Source organism: Exiguobacterium sp. RIT594, from assembly GCF_003339585.1.
In the GTDB taxonomy this organism is placed as follows: Bacteria; Bacillota; Bacilli; order Exiguobacteriales; family Exiguobacteriaceae; genus Exiguobacterium_A.
In genome coordinates, this window is record NZ_QPKF01000009.1 from 1 (window position 1) to 26,736 (window position 26,736).

28 protein-coding genes and 1 tRNA gene are annotated in these 26,736 nt (G+C 47.8%); 28 read left to right on the top strand and 1 reads right to left on the bottom strand.

The features are described 5' to 3' along the window. The first annotated feature begins 28 nt into the window (after nt 1-28). From DVG79_RS15110 to rsmI, 9 genes are read left to right on the top strand one after another with little or no spacing between them, the layout of a single operon-like run. A complete protein-coding gene (locus tag DVG79_RS15110) occupies nt 29-1,450 on the top strand; it encodes an aminotransferase class I/II-fold pyridoxal phosphate-dependent enzyme (RefSeq protein WP_233494621.1) in 1,422 nt (473 codons plus the stop codon). Continuing rightward, entirely contained in the window at nt 1,447-2,085 is a 639-nt protein-coding gene (gene tmk, locus DVG79_RS15115; RefSeq protein WP_114597424.1) for a dTMP kinase, read from the top strand. The genes DVG79_RS15110 and tmk overlap by 4 nt, the downstream gene beginning before the upstream one ends. Next, nucleotides 2,082-2,411 carry a cyclic-di-AMP receptor gene (locus DVG79_RS15120; RefSeq protein WP_114597425.1) on the top strand — a complete coding sequence of 110 codons (330 nt, stop codon included), beginning with the start codon at nt 2,082-2,084 and terminating at the stop codon, nt 2,409-2,411. The genes tmk and DVG79_RS15120 overlap by 4 nt, the downstream gene beginning before the upstream one ends. Further along, nucleotides 2,411-3,403 carry a DNA polymerase III subunit delta' gene (locus DVG79_RS15125; protein ID WP_114597426.1) on the top strand — a complete coding sequence of 331 codons (993 nt, stop codon included), beginning with the start codon at nt 2,411-2,413 and terminating at the stop codon, nt 3,401-3,403. The genes DVG79_RS15120 and DVG79_RS15125 overlap by 1 nt, the downstream gene beginning before the upstream one ends. A gap of 6 nt (nt 3,404-3,409) precedes the next feature. Beyond that, nucleotides 3,410-4,240 carry a PSP1 domain-containing protein gene (locus DVG79_RS15130; protein WP_012368939.1) on the top strand — a complete coding sequence of 277 codons (831 nt, stop codon included), beginning with the start codon at nt 3,410-3,412 and terminating at the stop codon, nt 4,238-4,240. An 8-nt stretch (nt 4,241-4,248) separates the two neighbouring features. After that, entirely contained in the window at nt 4,249-4,599 is a 351-nt protein-coding gene (gene yabA, locus DVG79_RS15135) for a DNA replication initiation control protein YabA (protein ID WP_114597427.1), read from the top strand. Between the two features lie 49 nt (nt 4,600-4,648). After that, nucleotides 4,649-5,386, top strand: a complete 738-nt coding sequence (locus DVG79_RS15140) for a tRNA1(Val) (adenine(37)-N6)-methyltransferase (protein WP_114597428.1) — start codon at nt 4,649-4,651, stop codon at nt 5,384-5,386. After that, nucleotides 5,379-5,651, top strand: a complete 273-nt coding sequence (locus DVG79_RS15145) for a GIY-YIG nuclease family protein (RefSeq protein WP_114597429.1) — start codon at nt 5,379-5,381, stop codon at nt 5,649-5,651. Before DVG79_RS15140 ends, DVG79_RS15145 begins: the two co-directional genes overlap by 8 nt. Further along, a complete protein-coding gene (gene rsmI / locus DVG79_RS15150) occupies nt 5,635-6,489 on the top strand; it encodes a 16S rRNA (cytidine(1402)-2'-O)-methyltransferase (RefSeq protein WP_114597430.1) in 855 nt (284 codons plus the stop codon). Before DVG79_RS15145 ends, rsmI begins: the two co-directional genes overlap by 17 nt. 38 nt (nt 6,490-6,527) lie before the next feature. Here the strand turns inward: rsmI and DVG79_RS15155 are convergent, their stop codons facing one another. Beyond that, nucleotides 6,528-6,824 carry a transition state genes transcriptional regulator AbrB gene (locus DVG79_RS15155; RefSeq protein ID WP_014969089.1) on the bottom strand — a complete coding sequence of 99 codons (297 nt, stop codon included), beginning with the start codon at nt 6,822-6,824 and terminating at the stop codon, nt 6,528-6,530. A 340-nt stretch (nt 6,825-7,164) separates the two neighbouring features. Here DVG79_RS15155 and metG point away from each other — a divergent pair, with 340 nt between their 5' ends. The 19 genes from metG to DVG79_RS15250 all read left to right on the top strand — a co-directional run bounded on the left by metG (nt 7,165) and on the right by DVG79_RS15250 (nt 26,730). Next, nucleotides 7,165-9,120 carry a methionine--tRNA ligase gene (metG, locus tag DVG79_RS15160; protein WP_114597431.1) on the top strand — a complete coding sequence of 652 codons (1,956 nt, stop codon included), beginning with the start codon at nt 7,165-7,167 and terminating at the stop codon, nt 9,118-9,120. A gap of 59 nt (nt 9,121-9,179) precedes the next feature. Continuing rightward, the gene (locus DVG79_RS15165) at nt 9,180-9,947 is read left to right on the top strand and encodes a TatD family hydrolase (RefSeq protein ID WP_114597432.1); all 768 of its coding nucleotides are present in this window, start codon (nt 9,180-9,182) and stop codon (nt 9,945-9,947) included. Beyond that, on the top strand, nt 9,944-11,248 hold the full coding sequence (locus DVG79_RS15170; RefSeq protein WP_114597433.1) for a 3D domain-containing protein: 1,305 nt from the start codon (nt 9,944-9,946) through the stop codon (nt 11,246-11,248). The genes DVG79_RS15165 and DVG79_RS15170 overlap by 4 nt, the downstream gene beginning before the upstream one ends. Nucleotides 11,249-11,314: 66 nt before the next feature. Next, complete coding sequence (gene rnmV, locus DVG79_RS15175; protein WP_081776591.1) at nt 11,315-11,875, top strand: ribonuclease M5; 561 nt, start codon at nt 11,315-11,317, stop codon at nt 11,873-11,875. Beyond that, nucleotides 11,872-12,750: a 16S rRNA (adenine(1518)-N(6)/adenine(1519)-N(6))-dimethyltransferase RsmA gene (gene rsmA / locus DVG79_RS15180; protein WP_026827000.1), complete on the top strand. Its 879-nt coding sequence runs from the start codon at nt 11,872-11,874 to the stop codon at nt 12,748-12,750. Before rnmV ends, rsmA begins: the two co-directional genes overlap by 4 nt. An 84-nt stretch (nt 12,751-12,834) precedes the next feature. Further along, on the top strand, nt 12,835-13,074 hold the full coding sequence (locus DVG79_RS15185; RefSeq protein ID WP_012368950.1) for a Veg family protein: 240 nt from the start codon (nt 12,835-12,837) through the stop codon (nt 13,072-13,074). Nucleotides 13,075-13,170: 96 nt separating this feature from the next. Next, nucleotides 13,171-14,031, top strand: a complete 861-nt coding sequence (gene ispE, locus DVG79_RS15190; protein ID WP_114597434.1) for a 4-(cytidine 5'-diphospho)-2-C-methyl-D-erythritol kinase — start codon at nt 13,171-13,173, stop codon at nt 14,029-14,031. A 69-nt stretch (nt 14,032-14,100) separates the two neighbouring features. Then, nucleotides 14,101-14,940: a pur operon repressor gene (gene purR, locus DVG79_RS15195; protein ID WP_114597435.1), complete on the top strand. Its 840-nt coding sequence runs from the start codon at nt 14,101-14,103 to the stop codon at nt 14,938-14,940. Nucleotides 14,941-15,101: 161 nt separating this feature from the next. After that, nucleotides 15,102-15,413 carry a septation regulator SpoVG gene (spoVG, locus tag DVG79_RS15200; RefSeq protein ID WP_114597436.1) on the top strand — a complete coding sequence of 104 codons (312 nt, stop codon included), beginning with the start codon at nt 15,102-15,104 and terminating at the stop codon, nt 15,411-15,413. Between the two features lie 167 nt (nt 15,414-15,580). After that, the gene (gene glmU, locus DVG79_RS15205) at nt 15,581-16,930 is read left to right on the top strand and encodes a bifunctional UDP-N-acetylglucosamine diphosphorylase/glucosamine-1-phosphate N-acetyltransferase GlmU (RefSeq protein ID WP_114597437.1); all 1,350 of its coding nucleotides are present in this window, start codon (nt 15,581-15,583) and stop codon (nt 16,928-16,930) included. 64 nt (nt 16,931-16,994) lie between these two features. Next, the gene (locus DVG79_RS15210; protein WP_014969100.1) at nt 16,995-17,951 is read left to right on the top strand and encodes a ribose-phosphate diphosphokinase; all 957 of its coding nucleotides are present in this window, start codon (nt 16,995-16,997) and stop codon (nt 17,949-17,951) included. Between the two features lie 115 nt (nt 17,952-18,066). Next, nucleotides 18,067-18,624, top strand: a complete 558-nt coding sequence (gene pth, locus DVG79_RS15215) for an aminoacyl-tRNA hydrolase (RefSeq protein ID WP_114597438.1) — start codon at nt 18,067-18,069, stop codon at nt 18,622-18,624. Nucleotides 18,625-18,682: 58 nt separating this feature from the next. Continuing rightward, nucleotides 18,683-22,198, top strand: a complete 3,516-nt coding sequence (gene mfd / locus DVG79_RS15220) for a transcription-repair coupling factor (RefSeq protein WP_114597439.1) — start codon at nt 18,683-18,685, stop codon at nt 22,196-22,198. After that, complete coding sequence (locus tag DVG79_RS15225) at nt 22,195-23,745, top strand: polysaccharide biosynthesis protein (RefSeq protein WP_114597440.1); 1,551 nt, start codon at nt 22,195-22,197, stop codon at nt 23,743-23,745. The genes mfd and DVG79_RS15225 overlap by 4 nt, the downstream gene beginning before the upstream one ends. Further along, a complete protein-coding gene (gene yabN / locus DVG79_RS15230; RefSeq protein WP_114597441.1) occupies nt 23,742-25,172 on the top strand; it encodes a bifunctional methyltransferase/pyrophosphohydrolase YabN in 1,431 nt (476 codons plus the stop codon). The genes DVG79_RS15225 and yabN overlap by 4 nt, the downstream gene beginning before the upstream one ends. After that, a complete protein-coding gene (locus DVG79_RS15235) occupies nt 25,169-25,441 on the top strand; it encodes an RNA-binding S4 domain-containing protein (RefSeq protein WP_014969105.1) in 273 nt (90 codons plus the stop codon). The genes yabN and DVG79_RS15235 overlap by 4 nt, the downstream gene beginning before the upstream one ends. Before the next feature lie 65 nt (nt 25,442-25,506). Next, entirely contained in the window at nt 25,507-25,887 is a 381-nt protein-coding gene (locus DVG79_RS15240; protein WP_114597442.1) for an FtsB family cell division protein, read from the top strand. Nucleotides 25,888-25,969: 82 nt separating this feature from the next. Then, the gene (locus DVG79_RS15245) at nt 25,970-26,500 is read left to right on the top strand and encodes a S1 domain-containing RNA-binding protein (RefSeq protein WP_012368962.1); all 531 of its coding nucleotides are present in this window, start codon (nt 25,970-25,972) and stop codon (nt 26,498-26,500) included. A gap of 153 nt (nt 26,501-26,653) precedes the next feature. Further along, nucleotides 26,654-26,730, top strand: a tRNA-Met gene (locus DVG79_RS15250). Nucleotides 26,731-26,736 lie beyond the last annotated feature (6 nt).

Below are 26,736 nucleotides of genomic sequence, written 5' to 3' on the forward strand. Positions count from 1 at the left end.
AGTTTGGATTAAGAAAGGACTGTAAAATATGGACGGTCGTATGCCAATTATTGAAGCACTTGGTGCTCATGTAAAGAGAAAAGCTACTTCCTGGCATGTTCCGGGGCATAAGAATGGGACATTAGTTGAGGGACTACCTTCTTTTTTTGAATGGGATAAAACGGAGTTGCCTGGTTTGGATGATTTTCATCATCCGGAAGAAGCCATTTATAAAGCCAAGCTTTTATTGCGACGAATTTACGAGTCAGCTGATAGTCATTTTTTGATCAACGGATCGACGGTCGGGAATTGGGCGATGTTGGCTGCTGTCTCTCAGAGGGGAGACCGGATATATGTTCAGCGTAATTCACACAAATCGGTCTTTAATGCGATGGAATGGTTGGGCTTATCACCAATTTTACTTGAACCGGAAAAGGATCCGGCAAAGGGTATCAGTGGGAATGTTTCACGTGAAACATTAAAAGAAGCTTTAACGGTTTTTCCTGGAGGTACAGCCGTATTTTTAACATCACCGACTTATTATGGTGAAACTGCTCGAATCGAAGAGTTGGTTCGGATCACAAAATCATCCAATATACCATTACTGATTGATGAAGCCCATGGCGCTCATTTCGGTGAAGCGTTTGGTGTCCGTTCGGCATTTGAACTTGGTGCAACCGCCGTGGTTCAATCAGCACATAAAACATTACCTGCTCTGACGATGGGGGCGTGGCTTCATGAACGATTTACGGAGGATGAACGAAGACGATTGACGCGGGCCCTTCAGTCATTTCAAACATCCAGTCCGTCTTATCTGTTGATGGCTTCACTGGACTTTGCCCGTGATTACCGCGAACGTTGGACGGTTTCCTACATGAAATCTGTTCGGACTAGTCACGAATTCCTTCATCAGCAAATCAACCAACGGACAGGTATGACGGCATTTACGTTTGATGATTGGTCACGGATGGTGCTTTCCTGTGAACCGTATTCCGGAAGTCAGTTGTTGGAGGCACTAGCAGATCAAGGACTTGATGCTGAATTTGCTCTGGGAGCACACGTCGTGTGCATTTTACCGCTACGAATCATCGAACCATTTGAACGGGATGCCTGGATCCATCAGATCCAATTAACCGTCGAGTTCCTGAAAGCAGAAGGAATTCCAGATAAAAGGTATATGGAACAACCGATTATGGGTAAAATAAAGGTATCGTCCCTGGCTTATCCACTTGACCAATTGGAATACGCCCAGGCAGTCGAGCAGACTTTTGAAAAAGCAGTCGGATTGGTTTCACTTGAAACCATCATCCCGTATCCACCTGGTATACCATTACTGTTGCGGGGAGAACGGATTACAGCAGAACATATCAAAATGATTGAATACTATACAAACACATCGATTCATCTGCAAGGCGGTGAGTTTCTCCATCAGGGGAAATTGCGTGTGATACAGGAAGGAACTATAGAATGACAGGAACATTTATTACGGTCGAAGGACCAGATGGTGCCGGGAAAACGACCCAGTTGCAGTTACTTGCAGATCGTTTAACGGCTGAAGGATATGATATCGTGATGACACGTGAGCCCGGTGGTACACGAATCGGAAATGAGATTCGATCACTGATCTTAAATCCCGACTTTCAAGAGATGGATGAGATGACGGAAATTCTCCTGTATGCGGCGTCTCGGGCACAGCATGTCAATGAATTGATTCGCCCGGCTCTTGCTGCCGGAAAAGTTGTTTTATGCGATCGATTCATCGATGCATCAATTGCGTATCAAGGATATGGACTCGGGTATTCGATTGAACAGGTCCGCTCTATTAATCAACAGGCCACCAACGAGCTATCCCCGGATCGAACGTATCTGTTTAACTTGTCGGTCGCAGATTCAAAGCAACGGATGATGGACCGCGGGGCACTGGATCGAATCGAGCAACGCGATGACGCATTCCGTCAACGGGTGTATGAAGGCTTCCTGACGTTAGCGGAACAAGAACCGGAACGAATTCAGTTGGTTGATGCAACTCAATCGATTAAAGCATTACACACGATATTATGTCAGGATGCGCTGGCGTATTTAAAAAAAAGGGAGAGATTATCATGAAAATGGTCATTACGATTGTCCAAGATAAAGATAGCCTACGTTTAGCAGAAGCATTGGTCGAACATGATTTTCGGGCAACGAAACTGGCGACGACAGGCGGTTTTCTCAAAGAAGGAAATACGACGTTCATGATTGGCGTCCAAAGCGAACGATTGGATGATTTAATGCGTTTGATTAAAAAGAACTGTTCGAGCCGGGAACAAATGGTCTCACCGATCTCACCGATGGGTGGTCATGCCGATTCATACATTCCTTACCCGGTCGAAGTACAGGTAGGCGGGGCGACAGTATTCGTCTTACCAATCGAAGGGTTTTATCAGTTCTAATGCAGACATTTCATGAACTAGAACAAACCCAATCAGTCATCGCGACGATTTTGCGTAACTCGTTACAGACGAATCGTATTAACCATGCTTATATCTTTACGGGGGACTATGAGCCGCTTCTTTTAGAGGCGGCTCAGTTGTTCGCGAAGAGCCTGTTTTGCGAACGGCGGGATCAAATCGAACCATGTCAAGTCTGCCGGAGTTGCCGCCGTATGGACAGCGGCAACCTGGTCGACTACTATCAAATCGAACCGGACGGCGCCACCATTAAGAAAGAACAGATTCAGCAGTTGATGCATGATTTATCGTTACGGGGTCTTGAAGGAGACCGGCAAATCTATGTCGTAACACAGTCGCATAAAATGACACCTCAGGCAGCCAACAGTCTGTTGAAGTTCTTTGAAGAGCCGGGTGCCGGAAAAGTAGCGATTTTAATTACGAATCAGCCGCAGTTATTGTTGCCGACGATTCGTTCACGAGGGCAATTATTAAGTTTTCGTCCGGCAGATCGTTTGTTAATCGGACAAGTCTTATCCGAAAAAACGGGACGGGATAACGAATTAACGCAACTGGCTGCCCGGGTGTATCCGAAAATAGAGGATGCAGAACAGGCATTAGTCGAAGACTGGTTTGTAAATGCCCGAGTGTCAGTGGTACAATTGATGGAGGAATTAGCGAATCGTCCGGCGGATTTACCGTTGTTTGTCCAGGAAAAATGGATGAGTCAATTTAAAAATCGGCAAGATGCACGAATTGGTCTGGAACTCGTGACCTGTTTCTTTGAAGATGTTCTTCATCTCAAATTGAATCCGTCATGGGAAACGATCACATATGCAAATAGCCGGCCATTACTGGAACAAATGGGTGGAAAAAGTCAGACGACGATCACGCGGTGGTTGCAGGCAGTACTCGCAGCCGTTAAGCGGATCGAAGCAAATGTTAATCCTCAATTAACAGTTGAGCGTCTCATGTTTGACTTACAGAAAGGGTAGAGCGATATGCTAGAAGTAGTAGGCGTTCGCTTTAAAGAAGCGGGCAAAATTTATTATTTTGCACCTGGACAAGAGTCATTATCACGAGGACAGTCCGTCATCGTTGAGACAGTACGGGGCATTGAATATGGCGAAGTGGTCATTGCCGATAAACAAATGGACGAAGAAGATGTGGTCTTGCCACTAAAATCCATTCTTCGGGTCGCAGATGATAAAGATGCGATGATCGTCCGTGAAAATAAAATGGCAGCGTTTGATGCGCATGCTGTTTGTGTGGAAAAAATTCGTGAGCACAAACTCGATATGAAATTAGTCGATGTCGAATATACATTTGATCGCAATAAAGTCATTTTCTACTTCACGGCAGAAGGTCGTGTCGATTTCCGGGAACTCGTCAAAGATTTGGCAGCTGTTTTCCGGACACGCATTGAGTTACGACAAATCGGTGTTCGTGATGAAGCGAAGTTACTCGGAGGAATCGGTCCGTGTGGTCGTGTTCTTTGTTGCTCTTCGTTTTTAGGTGAATTTGAACCGGTCTCAATCAAGATGGCGAAAGATCAAAATCTGTCCTTGAATCCGACGAAGATTTCTGGTGTCTGCGGTCGTTTGATGTGTTGTTTAAAATATGAAAATGACACATACGAAGAAATGCGACGGGATTTACCGGATTACGGAAAACGATTGACTGTTCCGGAAGGTGAAGGACGCGTGGTTGGTCTGAACATTCTCGATCAAATCGTCCAAATTGAGTTAAAAGACCGTTCGCGGGTTCTGACATACTCGATGGAGGAACTACTGTCTGTCGGTGCCGTAAAACAAAAACGACCAAAAGAATAACGGGGTGCATACGCGTGGAGAGAGTCGATAAAAAAGAAATCATTACGCGTGTTGATGCGATCGAGCAACAGATTCACTTGCTGACTGAGCATCTGAGCGTATTGAAAGATCAGCTTGCTTACATGATGGAGGAGAACCAACATCTGTATCTTGAGAATCATCACCTCCGTGAGAAGGTAGAGCGCGATGAGCAACAACCGATTACAGAAGAAGCGCAGGCGGAAGCCGGTACAGGTGCTGGCTATGATAATCTAGGGCGACTGTATCAAGAAGGATTCCATATTTGTAACCTGCATTATGGTCAAGTCCGTAAAGACGGAGATTGTCTGTTCTGCTTGTCCATGTTAACGAAACATTGAGAGGCTGACTTCCTAGGAGTCAGTCTTTTTTTCAGAAAGGAAGAACGATATGCCTGAACTATTATCAGATGAGCGACTGGATCATCTGCTTGGAAAAGAAGGACGGATCATTCAAAGCCCCACCGTATTTTCCTACTCCCTGGATGCCGCCTTACTGGCGCAGTTCGCCTGGGTACCGATCCAACAAGGGAAGTTGGCCGATTTATGTGCTGGTAATGGAGCGATTCCATTATTTTTGTCTTATCGGACGAAAGGGATGATCACAGGGCTTGAAATTCAACCCCGTCTTGTCGATATGGCCGAGCGCAGTATTCAACTGAATGAAAAACAGGACCAACTGCAGATGATCGAAGGTGACGTCAAGGAAGCCGGGAAACGACTGGGGTATGGTCTGTATGATGCCGTCACGTGTAATCCCCCTTACTTCCTGGCAAATGAGTCATCGAACCGGAACATAAGTGAACATTATACAATCGCCCGGCATGAAGTATTATGTACGCTGGAAGATTGTATCCGGTCAGCGGCAGATCTTCTGAAGCAAGGTGGAAAAACAGCATTCGTCCATCGACCGGAGCGTCTGCTCGATATCGTCACCTTGATGCGGCAGTACCGGCTTGAACCGAAGCGGATGCAACTCGTCTACCCGAAAGAAGGAAAAGAAGCTAACATGCTGTTGATTGAAGGGATCAAGGATGCCAAACCGGGTCTGAAAGTATTGCCTCCCTTCATCGTCTACGAACAGGACGATACGTACACATTGCAGATGCGGAATCAGTTTGATGTCTGAACATGCCATCTACATCGTCCGTTGCCGGGACGGCAGTCTCTACACAGGATATGCAGTTGATGTCGAAAAGCGGATCGCAACACACAACAATGGACAAGGGGCAAAGTATACCCGGGCCCGGTTGCCGGTCGTACTCGAATATACAGAAACATTTTCCACAAAGTCGGAAGCCTTAAAGCGTGAGTATGCCATTAAACAATTGACACGTCTTAAAAAAGAACGACTTATTCAAGGAGGGAGGTCATCTCATGAAAGCAACAAGTAGTTTCAAAGGACAAACAACCGGTTTGTACATCGTACCGACACCAATCGGTAATCTTGAAGACATGACTTATCGAGCGGTTCGTATCTTACAAGAGTCCGATCTCGTCGCGGCTGAGGATACACGGCAAACGATGAAATTATTTAATCATTTTAAAATCGACACGAAACTCGTCAGCTATCACGAACATAACAAACAGGTCAGCGGGGCACGGCTGTTGGGCGACCTGCATGCGGGAAAACAGGTCGCCCTGGTCTCGGATGCCGGGATGCCGGGAATCTCAGATCCGGGCAGTGATTTGATTCGGGAAGCGATTGCCGAGGACATTCCGGTCGTTGTCTTACCGGGAGCCAATGCCGCGTTAACGGCACTCGTCGCCTCAGGTCTTGCGACAGAACGATTTCTATACTATGGTTTTTTACCGCGTAAGAAAAAAGAGCGTCGTGAGGCGCTTGAGACCGTCCGTTATGAAAAAGGCAGCCTCATCTTCTACGAAGCACCGCATCGCCTTAAAGAGATGTTAGGCGCCTTACGGGATGTACTCGGGGATCGTCAACTGACGTTAGCCCGCGAACTGACAAAACGGTATGAAGAGTATATCCGGGGTTCTGTGACAGAAGCTCTCGAATGGGCCGGAGAAGAAGTCCGGGGAGAGTTTGTTGTCATCGTCGAAGGATCGACTGAGGAGCGGCCGGTGGAAGAGGAACAGGAAGCGGATCCGTTGCAACAAATTGAACGGTATATCGAACAAGGCGAAAAGCCGAATGCTGCCTTAAAACGTGTGGCGAAGGAACGTGGACTCGATCGTCAGGAATTATATTTGCGTTATCATGAATCCTAAAAAAAGAAGCGACTCCATTTGGAATCGCTTCTTTTTACTTATTCGTTTCCAGCGTAATGACGGTCGAGGAAATCTTTTAACTCAACGAGGACACGTTGTGCGCCATCTGGAGAGAGAATCAATTTACCATCTGCTAATTTGAAGTTATCGTCTGATACTTCACCTGTTACTTGGCAAGTCATGTTTGGTTTGTATTTTTTAAGGATGATTTGCTCGTTGTCGACATAAATCTCAAGAGCATCCTTCTCTGCAATTTGAAGAGTACGACGAAGTTCGATTGGAATAACGACCCGTCCGAGTTCATCTACTTTACGTACAATACCTGTTGATTTCATTTTGTTGTTCCTCCTCTGATGTCTAGGTTCTCTTTATTTTTGGAAAATCGTCAAAATTCGACATCACTTCTATAGAATGTAGAATACTAAACTTTCCAAAAGTAGTCAACCAATCTGAATAGCTTGAAATCAAAATGTCATTTATTTCTCAAAAAAGCCACATATGAAACGATTTACTAATAGATTTTCCCTTTTTAAAGGAAATCAAACTATTTAGTGTGTTTTTTTGGTATTCGATGTCTGATGTCAAAAAATGTTTGGATTCGACAAAAAACGAGTTTCGACACAGACGGCAGAACAGCGTATAATAATGAAATGAAATACAGAACGGAGGAATATCATGGCAAAAACATTTTATATCACTACACCGATTTACTATCCTAGCGCTAAGCTACATATCGGTCACGCCTATACGACAGTCGCAGGGGATGCGATGGCGCGTTACAAACGTCTTCAAGGATTTGATGTTCGTTACTTGACCGGAACGGATGAGCACGGACAAAAAATTCAAGAAAAAGCGAAGGAAGCCGGCGTTTCCGAGCAGGAGTTCGTCGATGGTGTCGTCGAACAAATCAAAGTCTTATGGGACCGTCTTGATATTTCCTATGATGATTATATCCGGACGACAGAACCACGTCATAAAGAAGTCGTTGAACGCGTTTTCGAGACATTACTCGAAAAAGGTGATATCTATCTTGGAGAATACGAAGGCTGGTATTCTGTTCCGGATGAGACGTATTATACGGAATCACAGCTCGTCGACGGTAAAAGTCCGGACAGCGGTCATCCGGTCGAACTCGTCCGGGAAGAGTGTTACTTCTTCCGGATCAGTCAATATGCGGATCGTTTAGTAGAGTATTATGAAGCAAATCCATCATTCATTTTACCGGAATCACGGAAACATGAGATGATCAATAACTTCATCAAACCGGGTTTACAAGATCTTGCCGTCTCCCGGACGACATTCGATTGGGGTGTCAAAGTCCCGTCCAATCCGAAACACGTCGTGTACGTATGGGTTGATGCGTTAACGAACTACATCTCGTCACTTGGATACGGAACAGACGACCAAGGAAACTTTGATAAGTACTGGCCGGCTGATGTCCATCTCGTCGGAAAAGAAATCGTTCGTTTCCACACGATCGTCTGGCCTGCTCTCTTGATGGCACTCGACTTACCACTTCCAAAACAAGTGTTTGCACATGGTTGGTTGTTGATGAAAGACGGCAAGATGTCGAAATCAAAAGGAAACGTCGTTGATCCGGTTCCGATGATTGATCGGTACGGACTCGATGCGTTACGTTATTACCTGCTTCGGGAAGTACCGTTCGGTTCAGACGGGATGTTCACACCGGAAGCATTCGTCGAACGGATGAACTTTGATTTAGCGAATGACCTGGGCAACTTACTCAACCGGACGATTGCGATGATCACGAAGTATTTCGACGGCGTTATTCCGACGTATGCCGGAAACGTGACACCGTTTGACGAAACATTGTCGACACTGGCCAAAGAAACGGTCGAGAAGGTCGAAGCTTCGATGGAACACATGGAGTTCTCGGTTGCTTTATCGCACATCTGGCAATTGATCAGCCGTGCCAATAAGTACATCGATGAGACACAACCATGGGTGCTCGCAAAAGATGAAACGAAAACAAAAGAACTCGCTTCATCGATGGTCCACCTGGTTGGTGCATTGCGCCACGTCGCAATCATGTTACAACCGTTTATGACACGTTCGCCAAAAGAAATCTTCCGTCAACTCGGTCTTGAAGGACAACCGATGGACTGGACAGCACTTGAACAGTTCGCAGCTGTTGAAGAGGGGACGAAGGTCGGTACGGCAGAACCAATCTTCCCGCGTCGCGATATGAAAGAAGAGGTCGAAGCCATCGTTGAGATGATGAAACAAGCTTCTGCTGCACGCGTCGAAGAAGAGACGGAAGTCGAAGTGGCAGACACGGATGTTCGTCCGGAAACGACGATTGATGTGTTTGACCAAATCGAGTTACGCGTCGGAGAAGTCGTTACAGCTGAAAAAATCAAAAAAGCAAAAAAATTGCTGAAGCTGACGGTCGACATGGGGAAAGAAACACGACAAATCGTTTCAGGAATCGCTGAATGGTATGAGCCGGAAGATTTAGTCGGTCGGAAAGTCATCGTCGTCGCCAATTTAAAACCGGTCACATTACGGGGAGAATTGTCGCAAGGAATGGTGCTCGCTGCCGAGAAATCAGGTAAACTTGAATTAGCTACCGTACCATCAACGATGGCGAACGGGGCAAGCGTAAAATAATCCAGATGCCTGTGGACTCGATGTCACAGGCATTTTTTTGAAAGAAGGAGTCGAATAGTATGTTGATTGACACACACACACATTTAAACTCGGATCAGTTTGACGGAGATGTCGATGAGACGATTGAGCGGGCACGCGCAAACGGTGTATCTCCGATGATCGTCGTTGGTTTTGATCATAAGACGATTGACCGGGCAATGGAACTCGTTGAACAGTATGATGATCTCTACGCCGTCATCGGATGGCATCCGGTCGATTCGATTGATTTCGACGATGCTGCCTATGAAAAGGTGGAACGTTTAATGGACCATCCGAAAGTCGTTGCCCTCGGAGAAATCGGACTGGATTACCACTGGGATACTTCTCCGAAGGATATTCAGGACGCAGCGTTTCGAAAGCAGATTCGCTTGGCGAAACAAAAAAATAAACCGATCGTCATCCATAACCGGGAGGCGACAGAAGATACGCTCCGCATCTTGGAAGAAGAAGACGCAAAAGAAGTCGGTGGCATTTTACACAGCTATAGCATGAGTGCAGAACTGTTACCACGTTGCCTAGCAATGAATTTCTACATTTCCCTCGGGGGACCGGTGACGTTCAAAAATGCGAAGATGCCTAAACGCGTCGCACAAGAAGTGCCGCTTGACCGGTTATTGGTCGAGACGGACTGTCCGTATCTGACACCAACGCCATATCGCGGAAAACGGAATGAACCGGCGTATGTGCGATTCGTTGCGGAAGAAATCGCACAGTTGCGCGGGATGATGTACGCTGATGTCGAACAGGCGACGACTGAGAACGCGAAACGCGTCTTCCGCCTTCCATGATTCGATCGATCACGTATATGACAATCGGCTGTACCCTATTATTGGTTGCGAGCCTGCTTTATGTAATGATGGACCATCCGCGTGATGTCACGATCATGGTGGACGGTCGACAAACAAAAGTCGAGACGCTTGAGACATCCGTTTTCGGTGTCTTGCAGGAAGCCGGTATTTCAGTTCGACCACAAGATGTCATCGAACCGGCACTGAGTGCTGATCTTCCGAAAAATGATTTGATCGTCATTCAACCGGCCAAAGAAATTACACTAATCATGGGGTATGGTGAAGCGCGGACCATCCGGACGCAAGCCCGCCGCGTCGACGATTTGTTAAAAGAACAGGGAATCAGCCAGATGTTAGAGACAGATGACGTATATCCTTCAAAAGAAGCCGTTTTGGCAAGCGGAATGACCGTCCGGTACCGGGAAGCATTCCCGATCGAGCTGATTGTCGAAGGAAAAGCCCGCGAAGTCTATACGTACCAAACGACGGTGCGGGAACTGCTGGCGATGCAGGGGGTTAAGCTCCAGACGGAAGATAAGGTCATGCCTGGTCTGGAAACAGTCGTCGCAAAGGATATGCTGGTCACGGTCAATACGACGCGTCGTGCCGTGCTGACGGAACAACAGCTGTTACCATTTGAAGTCGAGACCGTCGAAGACGACACGTTGCCAGCGGGTGAACAGTTGGTGACGAAATCCGGCCGGCCGGGCATTCGGACACAAAAATATCAATTGACCCTCGCGGACGGTTTAAGCAAGGAAAAGAAACTGATTGCTAATGAAGTTACGAGTGAACCGGTCAAACAAGTCGTCAAGGTCGGAACGAAACCGGTCGAAACGGTTGAGACCGTTGAGACCGTGGCGACACCGGCAGCAAAACCGGCATTTGATACGGAAAAAGCGACGGTACCGTTAGCAGAAGTGCCTAAAGCGGCAGCCGATTTGGATTTTAGCAAAGCGAAAACGCTGGTGGTCGAAGCAACAGCTTATACGAACGATCCGGCTTCCAATGGCAGCCAGCTGTATGACGGACGGGCTTTGACAGCAACCGGCTATGATGTAACGGATACAATCACGTATCAAGGACTGCCGATTATCGCCGTTGATCCGAAAGTCATTCCGCTCGGAACCAAGGTGTACGTCGAAGGGGTCGGACTGGCGATTGCCCTCGACACAGGCGGTGCCATCAAAGGCAATAAAATCGATGTACTCGTTGAAGGGGAGTCGACCGCCAAACAGTTTGGCCGGAAGACGATCCAAGTCTGGGTCATCCCGAACGATACGACGGAAGCGGGCACTTGACGCTTCCTTGTTTTTTTTGCGGAAACAGGTACAATTACGGAAGTGTTTGAAAAAGGTGGAGAAGATATGATGCGGAAACGCTTAAAAGAAGTCATCGTCGTTGAAGGACGCGATGATACGACACGCTTACAGGAAGTATTCGATGTCGATACAATTGAAACAAACGGTTCAGCCGTCAACGAACAGACATTACAACGCATTGCCAAAGCGCTTGAACGCCGTGGTGTCATCGTGTTTACCGATCCCGACTTCCCGGGTGACCGGATTCGGGCACGGATCAATGAACGGGTACCGGGATGTAAACAGGCCTACCTGCCACGGGCAGACGCAAAAGATAAACGCGGGAAAATCGGTGTCGAACATGCATCACCTGAAGCAATCGAACGGGCACTTGGTGCGGTATATGAGACAGAAGAGCAGCATGATGCCGAAGTGACACGGGATATGATTCTCGCCGCCGATCTGATCGGGGGACCGGCAGCCTCGAAACGTCGGAAACGGTTGGGACAAGTGCTTGCCATTGGTGAACCGAATGCTAAACAACTCGTCAAACGTGTCGCGTCGATCCGAATCACGAAACAGGAATGGGAAGACGCTTTGAAACAGATAGAGGAGGAACAGGATTGAAAGACATCGCTACATTGCACCGGACGAAGGAAATCTTGGCCAAACACGGATTTTCATTTAAAAAGTCCTTGGGACAAAACTTTTTAATCGATTTAAATGTACTCGGAAACATCGTCGGTGCCGCTAATCTGACACCGGAAAGCGGTGTGCTTGAGATTGGCCCCGGTATCGGCTCATTAACGGAACAATCAGCAAAACAGGCGAAAAAAGTCGTGGCGCTCGAAATCGATCAACGGCTCTTGCCGATTCTTGAAGACTCACTTGCTCCGTACCCCCACGTGAAAGTCATTCATGGGGATGCGCTGGAACTGGATCTTGAAACGATCGTTGACGAAGAATTCACGCAACAAGGGATTACGGATCTCGCCGTCGTGGCGAATCTTCCTTACTACGTGACAACACCGATCATCATGCGTATTTTAGAAGCCCGGACTCCGTTCCGGACACTCATCATGATGATTCAAAAAGAAGTGGCGGAACGAATCGGGGCAAAACCGGGAACGAAGGCGTACGGTTCATTGTCGATCGCCATTCAGTATTATGCGGAGGCAGAAGTCTGTTTCACGGTACCGAAACACGTCTTCATTCCGGCACCGAACGTCGATTCAGCAGTCATCCGTTTAAATATTCGCAAGGAGCCGGCAGTCAAGACACTGGATGAGAAACTCTTCTTCGAAGTGACACGTGCCAGTTTCGCCCAACGCCGGAAAACGATTTTGAATAACTTATCCAGCCATTTCGGTAAAGCGGAAAAAGAGGCGGTCGAAGCGGCCTTACATGAAGCGGGTATTGATCCACGCCGCCGTGGTGAGACGCTCAGCCTGCAGGAATTTGCACAGCTGGCCGATGCACTTTTGCCGATTAAAAAACGTTGACGGTAGACAAAAGAACGGATATAATATTTCCCCTTTCTAATATTTAGTTCATATGCTATAATAAATATTAGTGAGGTGAAGCGTATGCCAAAGACGTTGAACGAAATCAGACATGTATTTGAAACACATGTAGGTGAAAGACTGACGCTAAAAGCAAGCGGCGGTCGTAAAAAGGTCGTAACCCGAATCGGAACGCTCGTTGAGACGTATCCATCGGTGTTTGTAGTCAAGCTAGACGCAGAGCGCCACAATGTCGAGCGAGTTTCTTATAGCTACGCCGACGTGTTAACCGACTCCGTACAAATCGAATTCGCGAATTCGTAAACTTACCTTCCGAAGCGGACAGAAATGTTCGCTTCTTTTTTTGTGCAAAGGTTGATACAATTCGTACAGGAAACGTACTAGAGGAGGAACGGCAGGATGACGATTATTGTAAAAGCTCCAGCGAAAATCAATTTAGTATTGGATGCGACGGCGAAACGTCCGGATGGTTATCATGATGTACATATGGTAATGACGACGGTGGATTTGGCAGATCGTCTCGAATTGACGGAACTAGCGTCCGGCGAGATTCGGATGAATGCCCAACATGCATATGTGCCGAACGATGAACGCAACTTAGCGTATAAAGCAGCAGCGGTTTTAAAGGAACGGTTCGATATCAAGAGCGGGGTTGAAATCTACTTAGAAAAACAAATCCCGGTCGCAGCAGGTCTTGCGGGCGGCTCGAGTGACGCGGCAGCCACGTTGCGGGGACTGAACGAATTGTGGAAGCTCGATTTGACACTTGAACAGTTGGCGGAAATCGGAGCAGAAGTCGGATCGGATGTCCCGTTTTGTGTCATGGGCGGAACCGCGATTGCAACGGGACGCGGAGAGAAGCTCGAGAAACTAGTATCTCCTCCGCCTTGTTGGGTCGTACTAGCGAAACCGACGATTGGTGTCTCAACAGCCGATGTTTACGGAGCACTGGATTTAGAAACAGCGGAACGTCCGGATGTCGAAGCGATGATTGATGCGGTCAAGAACCAAGATTTCACGGCGATTTGTGATGCCCTTGGCAATGTCCTTGAATCAGTGACGTTACCGATGCATCCGGAGGTCGAACAAATCAAGGCGTTCATGACGAGTTGCGGGGCGGAAGGTGTCCTGATGAGCGGTAGCGGTCCGACTGTCTTTGCCTTGACAGAGCATGAAAACCGGGCTCAACGTCTCTATAACGGATTACGAGGATTTTGTAATGAAGTCTACGTCGTTCGTCTTTTAGGGGAAAACCATTGATAGTTTCCGTATGAAAATGATATATTCACTATTGAATATTCGGAATTACGGAGAGGTGGAACGATTTAGATGAAAATTCGGAGAAGTGGTCGGCTGGTAGACATGACACGTTACCTGCTGGATCATCCGCATCATCTGGTCTCATTGACGATCTTCGCAGAACGGTACAGCTCTGCGAAATCTTCGATCAGTGAAGATTTAGATATTGTCAGTGAAATGTTGGAGCATGAAGGAACAGGACGACTCGTCACGGTTCCGGGAGCCGCGGGAGGCGTCATGTTCATCCCGACATGGAGCAGCGCCAAGGCGTTGCCGTTCATCGATGAGTTATGTGAACGTGTCGCACGACCGGATCGTCTGTTACCGGGAGGCTACTTGTATTTGACGGACTTGCTAGGAGATCCGCGGATGGTGAAACAGATGGGACAAGTGTTTGCTTCTGTCTTCAGCCAGAAAAAAGTCGACGTCGTCATGACGATTGCGACAAAAGGAATCCCGCTTGCGTATGCCGTCGCCGAACAGTTGGGTGTACCGTTCGTCATCGTCCGCTCGGACAGCCGGGTGACGGAAGGTTCGACCGTCAGCATCAACTATGTTTCCGGCTCATCGAAAGCAATCCGGACGATGGCTCTTGCGAGACGCAGTTTACCGCGCGGTGCGAACGTCCTGCTGATTGACGATTTCATGAAAGCCGGCGGAACGATCCGGGGGATGATGAGTCTGCTGAGTGAGTTTGAAGCGAACGTAGCAGGTGTCGGTGTGTTGATCGAAGCAGAGGGTGCCGAGAAGAAGATGGTCAGTGAGTACGTCAGTCTGATGAAACTTTCGGATGTTGATGTGGATCTTGGACAGATTCAAGTGAAACGGGGAAACGTCGACCAGTATTTCACCGACGTAGAAAATACCTGAATTTGACACACAATTTTTTTGTAACTATACTGTAATTATCAAACTTTTGGAAATTATGCGTGAAATGATTGGCAAAAGCTAAACCTTTGAATGTTTTAAGCCGTAAGTAGAAGTAGACAACGAAGAGTTGTGACAACGGTTATAAAAGGGGTGCGGACAAAATGAATGTCACCGACGTCAAGATTCGTCGCGTCGTAGCAGAGGGTCGAATGAAAGCACTGGCCTCGATTACGCTCGACCACGAATTTGTGGTACATGATTTACGCGTGATTGAAGGGAACAGCGGTCTTTTCGTCGCGATGCCAAGCAAGCGGACACAGGAGGGCATCTTTCGTGATGTCGCCCATCCAATCAATGCATTAATGCGAAAAAAAGTCGAAGATTCAGTACTAGAAGCATACGCGATTCGTGAAGAAAACGGTGAGGCGTCAGAATTTGAACTGACGGCGCTCGAAGTAACCGATCCTTCCTAACGCGATTGGCAGGTCTCCATCGATGGGAGAACCTGTCTTTTTTTGCGTGTTTTGTCGATTTCCGGTCTGTCCTGTCATTGATTCGTTGCGCCATTTTCGTTATAGTGGGAACGAGTGGACTATTTCAGAACGAAATCAACACTAATTTACATGGAGGAGCGACAAGGATGAATCATTTCGCGGTAATTCTAGCAGCGGGTAAAGGCACTCGGATGAAATCAAAGCTATATAAAGTACTTCACCCAGTAGCTGGGAAACCTATGGTACAACATGTCGTTGATCAATTGACGACACTCGGTGTCACGCGTCAAGTCGTCATCGTCGGTCACGGTGCAGAGTCTGTTAAAGAAGTGCTCGGCACATCGGTGGAATATGCACTTCAAAGCGAGCAGCTTGGCACGGGTCATGCTGTTCAAATGGCAGAACCTGTCCTTGGACAGGAGAAAGGCTCGACACTCGTCGTCTGCGGAGACACTCCCCTTTTGACAAGTGAGACGTTACAATCTCTCTTGCAACATCATGCAGAAACAGGTGCGAAAGTAACTGTTTTAACAGCGCATGCGGATGATGCGACGGGATATGGACGAATCGTTCGTGGGGAAGACGGCAACGTCTCGAAAATCGTCGAGCACAAAGATGCGAACGCAGAAGAACTTCTCATTAAAGAAATCAATACCGGAACGTACGTATTTGATAATGAGATGTTATTCGCGGCTTTAAAAGAAGTTAAGAATGATAATGTCCAAGGTGAGTACTACTTACCGGATGTCATCGAAATCGCAAAAGCAGACGGTGAAACGATTGCGGCCTATGCGGCATCGACGTTTGAAGAAACGATTGGTGTCAATGACCGGGTTGCCCTGGCGCAGGCGGAAACGTCAATGCGGAAGCGGACGAATGAACATTGGATGCGTCAAGGCGTCACGTTCATCGATCCGGCGTCTACGTATATCGGACCGGATGTCGTGATTGGTTCGGATACGGTCTTGTACCCGGGAACACAATTGCTTGGTAAAACGACGATTGGCTCGGAATGTATCATCGGACCCAATTCGGATATCCGTGACAGTGAAGTAGCTGATCAAGCCGTGGTGCGTCAATCAGTCGTAACCGACAGCCAAATTGGAGCAGCTGCACAAGTCGGTCCATTTGCGCACTTACGCCAACAGGCAGTTCTCGGAGCGAACACGCGCATCGGTAACTTCGTCGAAGTGAAGAAATCCACTTTTGGTGAAGGCAGCAAATCTGCTCACTTAAGTTACGTCGGTGACGCAACAATCGGCACGAACGTTAACTTAGGTTGCGGATCGATCACAGTGAATTATGATGGAACAAATAAATTCCAAACTGTCATTGAAGACGATGCGTTCATCGGTTGTAATGTCAATTTGATCGCACCGGTCACGGTCGGTAAAAATGCGCTTGTCGCAGCAGGATCAACCGTTACGGATGATGTTCCGGAAAACGGTCTTGCCATCGCACGGGAACGTCAAACAACTAAACCAGATTACCGTTAATTTTATTCGTTCATTATCTGTCGCTCTACTCGTCTAAACCCAAACAAATGGAGGCCACCTAACCATGTCTACTGTCTTAGAACATGAAATTCGTATTTTCGCACTTAACTCGAACAAACCACTGGCAGAGGAAATCGCTAAAGTCATCGGAATCCCTGTCAGCGAAAGTTCAGTCAAACACTTCAGTGACGGCGAAATTTCAATGAACATCGAAGAAAGCGTCCGTGGGGATGATATCTACATCATTCAATCGACAAGCCAACCGGTCAACGAAAACTTGATGGAGCTTCTCATCATGATTGATGCTTTAAAACGTGCTTCTGCGCGGACGATTAACGTCGTTATTCCGTATTACGGATATGCACGTCAAGACCGCAAAGCCCGTTCACGTGAGCCGATTACAGCGAAGCTTGTAGCGAACTTACTTGAAGTAGCCGGTGCGACACGCGTCGTGACGATGGATCTTCATGCTGCACAAATCCAAGGATTCTTCGATATTCCAGTAGATCAATTAATGGGTGTTCCCCTGCTTGCTTCTTACTTCGAGAAGAAGAACATCGACCCGAACGAACTCGTCATCGTTTCTCCAGACCATGGCGGTGTGACACGGGCACGTAAATTAGCGGAACAATTAAAAGCACCAATCGCGATCATCGATAAGCGTCGTCCGAAACCGAACGTCGCAGAAGTCATGAACATCGTCGGACAAGTCGATGGCAAGATTGCCATTATCATTGACGATATCATTGATACAGCGGGTACAATCACGCTTGCTGCCAATGCCTTGATCGAAAACGGAGCGAAGCAAGTATATGCTTGCTGTACGCACCCGGTTCTCTCAGGTCCAGCGATGGAGCGGATTGAAAACTCGGCAATCGAGGAACTCGTCGTCTTGAACACAATCGATTTGACGAAACGTGAATGTGCAAGCAAAATCAAACAAATCTCAGTTGCACGCTTGTTGGCAGAAGCCATCATCCGTGTTCACGAACAAAAATCAATCAGCCCGCTCTTCAGCTGATTTCAAACAGATATGAACGCCAAGGTCCGGTTTTTAGAAATCGGACCCTTGTGCGTTCCATTTTTCGTCAACGGGATAAAAATCAAAAAAGCAGATCAGTAGAGGAGGTGACGATATGAAATGTATCGTCGGTTTAGGAAATCCAGGCACGAAATATGCAAATACGCGTCACAACATCGGTTTTTTAGCGATCGATGCCCTCGCCAAAGAACATGGCATAAAATTAGCGGAGTCGAAGTTTAAAGCCGTCTTCGGAACGGGAATGATTAAAGGGGAACGGGTTGTTCTCGTTAAGCCATTGACGTATATGAATTTATCGGGAGAAGCTGTCCGTCCGCTGCTCGATTTCTATAAAATTGCGGTCGAGGACGTCCTTGTCATTTATGATGACCTTGATTTGCCGCTTGAAAAGATGCGCCTGCGTTCAAAAGGAAGTGCCGGTGGTCACAACGGAGTTAAATCGTTGATTCAACATTTAGGTACACAAGACATCAAACGATTGAAACTTGGAGTCGGTCGTCCGCCAGCACCGATTCAAGTCATCGACTGGGTCTTGATGCCGTTCGCCAAGTCGGAACAGACGACGTTGCAACATGTGTTGTCTGATTCCGTCAAGATCGCAACTGATTTTATCGATACACCGTTTTTAGCTTTGATGAATCGTTATAACTGAACAAAACGCTTTGGGTGACCAAAGCGTTTTTGCTGTCGTCCTAGGAGGGAAAGAACGTATGAAACAACTACAAAATCTGTTACTCGGCATTCCGGAGATTAAAACCGTCCGGGAACGGTTCCGTGACGGAGTCAATGCCCAACTGATCACAGGGCTGATGAACAGCGGAAAAGCGTTATTCGTCGCTGGTATTTACCAAGAGACGAAAAAACGGTTCGTCATCGTGACCCACAACATGTTCCAGGCTCAAAAATTATATGATGATTTAATTGAACTTATACCCGAGCAGGACGTGATGTTGTACCCGGTCGATGAAACACTTGCGGCGGAGCTGTCATACGGTGCAAGTCCGGAATTGCGTGCGACGCGGATTGAAACCCGTCATCGTCTGCTGACGACGGATGATGGAATCCTTATCATTCCGCTTGTCGGACTGAGACGTTACGTCCCGACGGCGCCCGCCTTTTTAGGACATACAAAACGAATCAAACCGGGCGATTTGCTGTCAATCCCAGACTTTATTCAGGAATTGGTCGACGCCGGATACGAACGGACGGCAACGGTGACGACGCCGGGCGAGTTCGCAGTCCGAGGAAGCATCATCGACTTATACCCGTTAACCGTCGAACGTCCGTATCGGCTCGATTTATTTGACGAAGAAGTCGATTCCATCTATACGTTTGATGCGGAAACCCAACGCTCGCTTGGTGTCATCGCGGAAGCTTTGGTACCTCCGGCAACGGAACATTTTGCATCGCGTGACGGATTGAAATCGGCCGGTGAACAATTACGCCGTCTGTATGAAGCAACGAAGGAACGGGTCCAAAGTACGGAAGTCTTGGCTGCTCTGGAAGAAGGAATTGCTTACGATGTCGAAGTCCTCGAAAGCGGTGATCGTCCGAAGCAACTTGCAAAATATGCACCGCTTTTATATGAAACGACGTTACTCGACGATATTAAAGATGCTGTTTTGATTGTCGATGAGGTGGCACGGATTGAAGAAGCCGCCGAGGTCCAGGATACGGAAGAAGCGGAATGGATGGCTTCGTTGATTGAACGGGGACAAAGCATCAGTGACTATACGTTGTCGGTTCCGATGTTGCAGGTGTTCAAGCAACGCCAATTGCTCTATTTATCGTTGCTCCCGACACGCCGCAGCGGCGTGCCGGAAAGTGCGGCGATTCATTTCAGCATCAAACCGATTGCACCTTTCCACGGACAGATGGAACGGTTGAAACAGGAAGTCGATCGTTACGGCCGGGCCGATATGTGGATGGTCTTCCTGGCAAGTAACCGGGAACGGGCAGAGCGGATGCGACAGACGTTATCGGATTACGGAGTCGAAGCTTCCCTGCACACGACGGAAGACGAGATTCGCCGCGGACATCCGTCGATTTTAATCGGTGGCATTCACGGCGGATTCGAGATGACCAATGCCCGTCTCGTCGTCATCACGGAAGAAGAAGTCTTTAAACAGCCGGCACGGCGCCGGAAGCAAACGACGAAACTGACGAACGCCGAACGGATCAAAAGTTACCAGGAATTGAAGACGGGCGATTACGTCGTCCACATCCATCACGGAATCGGTCGTTACCATGGTATCAAAACGATTGATGTTGCCGGCAACCACCAGGATTACCTGCATTTGATTTATGCCGGTGAGGATTCGTTGTATGTCCCGGTCGACCAGATTGACTTGATTCAGAAGTATGTCGGGGCAGAAGGAAAAGAGCCGAAGATTTATAAACTAGGCGGTATGGAGTGGAAGAAGGTCAAGGCGAAGGTTCAAAAATCCGTTGAGGATATCGCGGATGAACTGATTAAGCTCTATGCGGCACGCGAAGCAGCAGTCGGCTTTGCCTTCCCGGAAGATGATGACAGTACACAGGCCTTTGAAGCGTCATTCCCTTATGAAGAAACCGTTGACCAACTCCGGTCGATCGAAGAAATCAAAAAAGATATGGAACGTCCGCGCCCGATGGATCGGCTGTTGTGCGGCGATGTCGGTTACGGGAAAACGGAAGTTGCCATCCGGGCAGCCTTTAAAGCTGTCATGGCAGGAAAACAGGTCGCCTTACTCGTTCCGACGACGGTGCTTGCCCAACAGCATTATGAAACGATGCTCGAACGATTCAGTGAGTGGCCGATCAACGTCTCCGTCATGAGTCGTTTCCGCTCGGCGGCAGAACTGAAAGCGACGAAAAAAGGATTGAAGGAAGGAACGATTGATGTCGTCGTCGGTACCCATCGTGTCCTGTCGAAAGATGTCCAGTTCGCGGACGTCGGCTTATTGATCATCGATGAAGAACAACGCTTTGGCGTCAAACATAAAGAACGATTGAAACAGTTGAAGACAAATGTCGATGTTCTGACATTGACGGCGACACCGATTCCCCGGACGTTGCATATGTCGATGATCGGAATTCGTGATTTATCCGTACTTGAGACACCACCGGAAAACCGTTATCCGGTTCAGACATATGTCATGGAGTATGACGGAATCGTCATGCGCGAAGCACTCGAGCGTGAACTGGGCCGGGGCGGACAAGCGTTCTTCCTGTATAACCGCGTCGAAGGGATTGAACGCAAGGCAGAGGAAATCCGGGCCCTTGTACCGGAAGCGCGTGTCGTCACTGCCCACGGTCGGATGACGGAAACAGAATTGGAGAGCCAATTAATCGCTTTCTTCGAAGGCGATGCGGACGTCCTGGTCAGTACGACGATCATTGAGACAGGCATCGATATTCCGAACGTCAATACGTTGATTGTCAACGATGCCGATCAAATGGGTCTTTCGCAGTTGTATCAATTACGCGGCCGTGTCGGCCGATCGAGCCGTGTTGCGTATTCCTACTTCACGTACCGTCCGCAAAAACGATTGACGGAAGTTGCGGAAAGCCGTCTGCAAGCGATCAAGGAATTTACTGAACTCGGGAGCGGTTTTAAGATTGCGATGCGTGATTTATCGATTCGCGGAGCCGGGAACCTGCTCGGATCGCAACAATCCGGTTTCATCGACTCTGTAGGGTTCGATCTGTATTCACAAATGCTTTCGGAAGCAGTTGAAGAACGGAAGGAACGGATGAAAGGTAGAAAAAAAGTTCAGAAATTCGTTCCGGATTTCACGTTCAGTCTGGATGCCTATATTCCAAGTCACTACATGGCAGATTCGGAACTCAAAATCGAGTTCTACAAACGTTTGAAGTATGTCGATACACCGGAAAGTCTCGAATCACTGGAAACAGAGATGTTGGAACGTTTCGGAGAATTCCCGACCGAAGTCGCGCGGTTGATCCAATTGACTCGCATGAGAATCTTTGCCGAACGGGCACGGGTCGAACGGGTCAAACAAACGGATCCGAAAATTGAAATCGTCTTGTCGGAACAGACGACACAAACGCTGGATGTAGCGGATTTTGTCAAATGGACGGTTCCAATCGGACGTGGTCTTGGTATGGGGCAGGAAGAAGGTAAACTTGTTCTGACGCTCAACCGCGGGAAACAAAACTTACAACAGATGACAGAGCAGGCTGAACGGTTACTGGCTGAGATTGACCGCCGGATCGTACAATGAGTCAACGAAGGACGATTGCGCAAGGGGCAGCTTTGCTTGCTATTTCGAGCTATGTCTCAAAACTGTTGAGTTTCTTTTACCGGATTCCATATCAAAATATGGCGGGAGACTTCGGGTTATATGTCTACCAAACTGTCTATCCGGTGTTTGCGATTGCAGCGGCGCTTGGTATTTACGCCTTACCGGTCGTCGTTGCGAAGTTAACATTGCATCATCCGGAAGAGAAACGTGAAGTGCTGTGGTCGATTTTCTTTGTCCTACTTGCGATGTCGATTATATTAGGAACGATTGGTTGGTGGGTCGCTCCTGAAGTCGCATTCTTGTTCGGTGACGAACAGCTCGTCCAACCGCTTCGGGCCGTCACCTTTACCTTCTATTTGTTGCCGGTCATTGCTGTTTTGCGCGGGATGTTTCAGGCGGATCTTGAAATGCGTCCGACGGCTTTCTCACAAATCACGGAAAACGCCGTTCGGGTCTGTTTATTGTTGATTGTGACGTATTACGGGGTTCAGATAGGTGCGAATCCGTATCAAGTCGGAGCAAATGCGCACATGACGGCACTCGGTGGAAGCATCGCGTCGCTGATCTTGCTGTTACGCTTTGCGAAAGGAAGAATTGGTCGTCCCGTCATCTCGAAACGACACATTCGCCGTGTCGGACGGGTCTTGTTGACGAGTGGTCTGGCAGTCAGTATCGCGTCTTTGGCCCTGTTACTGATGCAATTGATTGATGGATTGACGTTCGTCAATTTACTCGGGAATTCGATGGAAACGAAAGTCGAAAAAGGAATTTTTGATCGAGGGTATCCGCTCTTACAGTTTGCGATCTTGTTCGCGACATCCATCAGTTTGGCCAGTGTTCCGACATTGTTGATGGAATACCGGAAGCGGAATGATGAAGCAACAAAACTGCATCTTGAGACGCTCTTACGATCCGGGTTACTGATTGCGGCGGCAGCGACCGTCGGATTGGTTGGTGTCATGCGTCCGTTGAATATTGCCTTGTATCAGGACGATAACGGAACAGCAGCACTCAGCTGGTTGGCTGCGACGGCGTTCACTGCCTCCTTGTCAATGATCATCGTATCGTGTCTGCAATCTGTCGATGCGGAAAAATATGCGTTTGTCGGTGTAGTCGCAGGTCTGTTGATCAAGCTGGGTCTCAATATCTACTTAATTCCCTTATACGGCATGATCGGTGCCGGAATGGCGACTTTTGGTGGTTTTGCGGTCATGGCGGCAGCACAGCTACTTTTACTCAATCGAAAGTTCGGTCGGGTGACGGCAGGACGCCCTTTTTATGGTCGTCTCTTGAAGGCAGTCATTCCGATGGCCCTGTTTTTATACATCGTCGAACAACTTTTCCGGCTGTCGGGCTGGGAAAACCGGATTGGAGCGACACTTGAGGTCGCCCTACTCGTTTTGGGTGGAGCCGGTATCTTTTGTCTCTTTGCCTTACGGATGGGGGTCTTGACGGAACGGGAATGGGCCGTATTGCCATTCGGGGAAAAACTATATCGAATGCATCAGCATAGGAGGATTATATGACACATCAGATTACAGTCGTCGGCTTAGGAGTCGGAGAACTCGAACAATTGCCGTACGGCATTTATAAACGCCTAAAGGAAACGAAACAACCGATTTATCTGCGGACTGCGGATCATCCTGTCGTTTCGGAATTGATGGCAGAGGGAATGAAATTTACATCGTTTGATTCGATTTATGAAAAACATGATCAGTTTGAAGGCGTCTACCGAGAGATTGTTGCAACGTTGCTTGAACAGTCCGAGAAGGAGGCGATCATCTATGCTGTTCCGGGTCATCCGCTTGTCGCGGAGAGTACGGTCCAACAGTTGCTCGCTCAGACGGAAAACCTCGACATTATTGGTGGTCAAAGCTTTCTCGATCCGATGTTTGCCGCGGTCGGTGTTGATCCGATCGAAGGCTTTCAACTATTGGATGCGACAGCGTTTGATATTGATGAAGCGCAGATTCGTCAGCATTTGTTGATCGGACAAGTTTATGATCAACTGGTTGCAGGTGATTTAAAGGTCATGTTGATGGAGCGTTATCCTGACGAACATGACGTGACGCTTGTGACGGCGGCGGGAACGAGTCGCCAACACGTCACTACGGTTCCGCTCTATGAACTGGATCACATCACGACACTCAGTAACTTGACGACGGTTTATGTACCGCCTGTCACGGATCAAACGATCTTGAATCGTGATTTCACGACCCTCAAACAAATCATCGCCCGCTTGCGTGGAGAAGGCGGTTGTCCGTGGGATCAAGAACAGACACATGAATCGCTCAAAAAACATTTAATCGAAGAATCCTACGAATTACTGGAAGCAATCGACCTTCAGGACGATAACTTAATGATAGAAGAATTAGGCGATGTGTTGTTACAAGTCATGCTACATGCCCAAATCGGTCTGGATGAAGGGTATTTCGATGTCCGTGACGTCATCGGAAGTGTCAGCGACAAGATGATTCGCAGACATCCGCATGTCTTTGGAGATGTAAAAGTCGGCTCGACCGCGGACGTCGTCACGAACTGGCAGGAAATTAAAGCGCAGGAAAAATCGGAACGGACGTATCTGTTGGACGGTGTCACTAAGGGAGCTCCTGCCTTGTTGCGTGCCGAACAGATTCAGAAGAAAGTCGCGAAGGTCGGTTTTGAATGGGAAACCGTCGCCGGGGCACTTCAGAAAGTCCGGGAAGAGATTCAAGAACTGCAAGAGGCACCGGTGGAAGAGCAGTTAGGGGAATTTGGAGATATCCTGTTTTCGTTAGCGCTCGTCGGAAAATATATGGAGTTGTCGGCAGAGGATGCATTACAGCAGACCAATGACAAATTCATTCGCCGCTTCACCCGCATGGAACAATTGGCAGACCGTCCGTTAACGGAGTTATCGTTAGCGGAACAAGATGCATTGTGGAATCAATCAAAGCAGGAGGAACAGTCATGAGACTCGATAAATTTTTAAAGGTATCTCGTTTAATCAAACGCCGGACACTGGCAAAAGAAGTTGCCGATCAAGGCCGGATCACCATCAACGGGCTTGTCGCAAAAGCCAGCAGTACGGTTTCGGTGGGGGACGAGATGACCATCCGGTTCGGAAATAAGATTGTCACCGTTCAAATCGATAGTATTAAAGAGCATGCGAAAAAAGAAGAAGCATCAGACATGTATCAAATCATTCGTGAAGAAAAAGTGAATTCCGAAGAATCGATGTAATTTGGTTGAAAAAGGAAGTATACTAGAGAGTGTCAGAGATGACCACTCGGATAAGGAGGGATGATATGCCAGCACCGTTGGAATCAGGGCGCGATACACCGCCCAAGATCAAACCGCTTAATGACCGGAAAAAACAGTTGAGTCAAAATGCAATCGAAAACCGTTTACGTCTGAAGAGGCGCTTCTTAGTCTGTATGTCGATCTTTCTTATTGTCCTGTCCCTGATGGGGTGGTCATATATCGAAAAACAACAACTGATCGCTGAACAGAAGCAGTCGTTTCAGGTTGCGAACCAAGAACAGGCGAAAGCAGAAAAAGAAACAGTTCGTCTGAAAGAAGAGATTGAACGATTGAATGATAAGAAATATGTTGCGAACCTAGCGAGAAGTGAACTGCTGTACTCGAAAAAAGGCGAAACGATTTTCTATTTTTCACCGGAAGATTAAACGAAGGTTGTCGATTGATTGAAAAAATGTAGAATCACTCGTATAATAAGAAAGAATCAACTAAAAAGGAGCAATACAATTTATGTCGATTGAAGTAGGCAGCAAAGTACAAGGGAAAGTTACAGGCATCACCAATTTCGGCGCGTTCGTAGAATTACCGACGGGTAAGACAGGTCTTGTTCACATCAGTGAAGTAGCAGATTCTTACGTCAAAGATATCAATGATGTCTTGACAGTCGGACAAGAAATCACGGTTAAAGTGTTGAGTGTAGAGAACGACGGGAAGATTGGTCTTTCGATTAAGAAAGCAGTCGATCGTCCAGAAGGCGAACGTCCTCGTCCTCCAGCTCGTCAATTTGATCGCGGACCACGTCCGGCAGGTCAAGACCGTGGACCACGTTCGTTCGATAACAAAGGACCGCGTGGTGGAAGCGGCGGCGGTGGAAACCGTGGCGGCTTTAACAAAGGTGGCCGTGGCGCACCAGCTCCACGTAAAGAGCAAACGTTCGATACGTTGATGACTAGTTTCCTCAAAGATAGTGAAGATCGTCTTGCGACATTGAAACGACAAACCGATTCAAAACGTGGCGGACGCGGTGCTAAACGTCAATAACTTGCTGACCTGTTCTTTATAAGAATAGAGATGGAATGACGCTGTTCATTCCATCTTTTATTTTTTTGAAATTATTTTTATAAAAAGCGTTGACAATTATTTGACTCCACCGTATTATAGAAAATGTGCTTAAGACGCACGCATTCAAAATATGGCGGTGTAGCTCAGCTGGCTAGAGCGTACGGTTCATACCCGTGAGGTCGTGGGTTCGACTCCCTCCGCCGCTACCATATTTT